This is a genomic window from Streptomyces sp. ActVer (assembly GCF_027270795.1).
Classification (GTDB): domain Bacteria; phylum Actinomycetota; class Actinomycetes; order Streptomycetales; family Streptomycetaceae; genus Streptomyces; species Streptomyces umbrinus_A.
On record NZ_JAPWHT010000756.1, the window covers coordinates 1 to 2748 of the forward strand.

Annotated in this window: 3 protein-coding genes and 1 pseudogene; 2 read left to right on the forward strand and 2 right to left on the reverse strand. The window is 65.5% G+C overall.

Translation table 11 applies throughout. The features are described 5' to 3' along the window. Positions 1-381: 381 nt before the first annotated feature. Positions 382-690: a peptidoglycan-binding protein gene (locus tag O3Q52_RS51625; protein ID WP_269655326.1), complete on the reverse strand. Its 309-nt coding sequence runs from the start codon at positions 688-690 to the stop codon at positions 382-384. Positions 691-1279: 589 nt separating this feature from the next. Between O3Q52_RS51625 and O3Q52_RS51630 the strand changes: the two genes are divergently transcribed. Both O3Q52_RS51630 and O3Q52_RS51635 read left to right on the forward strand, forming a co-directional pair. Beyond that, on the forward strand, positions 1280-1654 hold the full coding sequence (locus O3Q52_RS51630; RefSeq protein ID WP_269655327.1) for a hypothetical protein: 375 nt from the start codon (positions 1280-1282) through the stop codon (positions 1652-1654). A 195-nt stretch (positions 1655-1849) separates the two neighbouring features. Next, positions 1850-2221: a helix-turn-helix transcriptional regulator gene (locus O3Q52_RS51635; RefSeq protein WP_269655328.1), complete on the forward strand. Its 372-nt coding sequence runs from the start codon at positions 1850-1852 to the stop codon at positions 2219-2221. An 86-nt stretch (positions 2222-2307) separates the two neighbouring features. Here the strand turns inward: O3Q52_RS51635 and O3Q52_RS51640 are convergent. Beyond that, positions 2308-2445, reverse strand: a pseudogene (locus tag O3Q52_RS51640) (transposase); the annotation flags it as partial. Positions 2446-2748: the final 303 nt, after the last annotated feature.

The following is a 2748-nucleotide window of genomic DNA, read 5'->3' on the forward strand; positions in this document are numbered from 1 at the left end:
GGCCGACCCGCCCACCACGAACCCCCGGCACTCCCGGTCCGCCAGCGCCGCGGCGAAGGAGTCCAACTCCTCCTCGAGGCCCACCAACGGCCAACGCCCCACCCGATCCCGCACCACGGCTCCCCCTGGCAGGGCACGGCACGCGAACCCTCGACGGGCACCCCCGGGCCGTACTCCACGCACTCAGCACGTGCACGATTCGCTTGACGTCAAGTGAGTCCAGGAACGCCCGGCGGAGGGGGCCAACCGGCTCTCCGACGCTTCTCCGAGTCGGTCTGCGTGGTTGACGTGGTTGCCTTCTCCACGAGGGGAGCCATGTCCCCTATCCCCATTCGGTATAGCCGTTCACATGCTCGAAGCAGCTGATCGTCTTGGGCTCCGCTATTCCTCGGCGCCTCCCGCGCACCAGGAGTACTGCTGGGAGCCCTGGATTCGCGTGGTCCAGTCCCTGGTGCGGGGACCGAAGATGCCGTCAACGGTGAGCACCTGGCCATAGCGCCTGTTGATCTGCCTCTGCCATGACGTCACGCAGAAGTCGTTCATGCCGTACGAAAGGTTGTACTCAGGCACCAGGTAGTGCCCACTCCCAGGGATGAGTGGATTGTCGTAGCTCGTGATGTAGCACGCGCCGGGAGAGGCTTCGGCCGGTGCGGCGACGAGGAGCGAGGCGGCGGCCAGTGCGGCCGTCATGCACGATGCGGCAATTCGCCGAACGTGGACCATAGGTGTGTGTCCTCCGTTGCTCGTCTGCCGCTGCTGCTGCGGCGGCGGCAGAAGTGCAGGGCAATTGATCAGAGCTCCCGGAAGAATCAACTCCCCTTGTTTCAGGGGGTTTTGCGACTCGGGTGAAGGAGAGTACTACGTTCGATAATTCTGCCGCACCTCTTCGACCTGGGCTCACGGGGCCCAAATCGGCTGTGACCCGCCAGGTCGGGTTGCAGAGGCGTTCGGTCGAGTTGCGACGGGGACGCCTGCTTCCCTCCGGGGCCAGGCATACGGATACGCCCAGGCCGGCAACCGCTCTCTCACCCATACCGCCGACTCGGCCTCCACCGGCTCCGTCCCGCGGCGGCCGAACTCATCCGGCTCGGCCTCTGCGGTATCGGTAGTCGCGCGCCGAGCATGAGCGGTCGCAGATATCGCATCATCCGACTTTTTGGGACTCCCTCGGCCAGTACCGGAACAACAGGGCTGCCGGCCGCAGGCCCTACGTAGGGTCCAGGCCATCGGCGAGGAGGGCGACGCCCGAGCCTCGCAGCGACAAGGAGGAGGCATCGGTATGAGCAATGTGGAGATCTGCCTGAAGGAGATCATGGCTTCGATCGAGGGCGCGTTAGGAACTGCTCTGGTCGACTACACCAGCGGTATGGCGCTGGGCACTCTGGGGGGTAGCAAGGACCTCGACCTGACTGTTGCGGCGGCGGGCAACACGGATGTGATCCGAGCCAAGATCCGCACCATGGAACACCTCGGGCTCAAGGGTGAGATCGAGGACATCCTGATCACACTCGTCGGCCAGTACCACATCCTCCGGCCGATCAAGGGCCGTGGCGGCAACGGGTTGTTCCTCTACCTCGTGCTCGACAAGAAGAAATCGAACCTCGCAATGGCCCGCCACCAGCTCAAGAGCATCGAGGCCCAACTGGACGTGTAGAAAACCGCGTAATCCATGGCCCCGCACGTCCACGACTTGAAGATTTCTTCAACTGGGCACATTGAGATCAGCTCAATCCCATGGGTGTGCGGGGCCGGATGGACCAGGATCGGTCAGCAAGACCGCCTGCGGTGGCTCGTACGGGGCCACCGCGCCCGGATGCAGCCCGTCGAATGCGGCAGGGAGCGATTGATCATGCAGGTCCCCCTATACCAGGCCAAGGCCGAGTTCTTCCGGATGCTCGGACACCCGGTACGCATCCGGGTCCTGGAACTGCTGCAAAACGGCCCCGTACCCGTACGCGACCTGCTCAGCGAGATCGAGATCGAACCGTCGAGTCTCTCCCAGCAACTGGCCGTACTGCGGCGCTCCGGGATCGTGGTGTCCATCCGGGAGGGCTCTACCGTCAGCTACGCCCTGGCCGGCGGTGATGTGGCCGAGCTCTTGCGCGCGGCCCGCCGGATCCTGACCGAATTGATCACTGGCCAGGGCGAGTTGCTCGCCGAACTCCAGCAGGCAGACCCCCAACCGGCCCTCACCCCCGGCGGAGCCGACCGGCGCTCCTGACGCCCGGGCCCCGTGGCCCAGCCACGAAAACCAGGGCACTCTGCGGACCGGACTTGCCCCCTCTTCCGGGGACGGTTCGCTCCGGCCGCCCGCACCCAGTCGCGTAGCGTCTCCGGGTTGACTCCCAGATCGGCGGCAACCGACCTGATCGTCACTCCCGGACGGGACTGGTACAGCGCGACCGCGTCCGCCTTGAGCTCCGGCTGGGCGTGCTTGATGACCACGAGATGTCCGTCCCAGATCCTCAAGATCCAGTGCCTCGTGTGTCCAAGGTCAGGGGCCAAGGTGTTACGTGCTCGCCGGCCGATCGCTACCCATGGCCTCTGTCACCCCCTCTTCGGGTGCAGGGGTTGAAGCCATCTCTCGGCCCGGAAGAACCAGGTCTCACACGATCGTCCGGCGATCCCGGCCAACGGCCCTGGCCGGATCTCGGGCAACTGTTCCCGCACAGGCGTCAGTCGGGCAGTACCAGTCGACCCGTCTCCCCCGGCTGCACGGAAACCACACGATCGCGCAGCCGGACGTCG

Coding starts and splice junctions, on each gene's coding strand:
- O3Q52_RS51635 (WP_269655328.1), top strand. CDS start 1,850: ATGCAGGTCCCCCTATACCAGGCCAAGGCCGAGTTCTTCCGGATGCTC.
- O3Q52_RS51625 (WP_269655326.1), bottom strand. CDS start 690: ATGACGGCCGCACTGGCCGCCGCCTCGCTCCTCGTCGCCGCACCGGCC.
- O3Q52_RS51630 (WP_269655327.1), top strand. CDS start 1,280: ATGAGCAATGTGGAGATCTGCCTGAAGGAGATCATGGCTTCGATCGAG.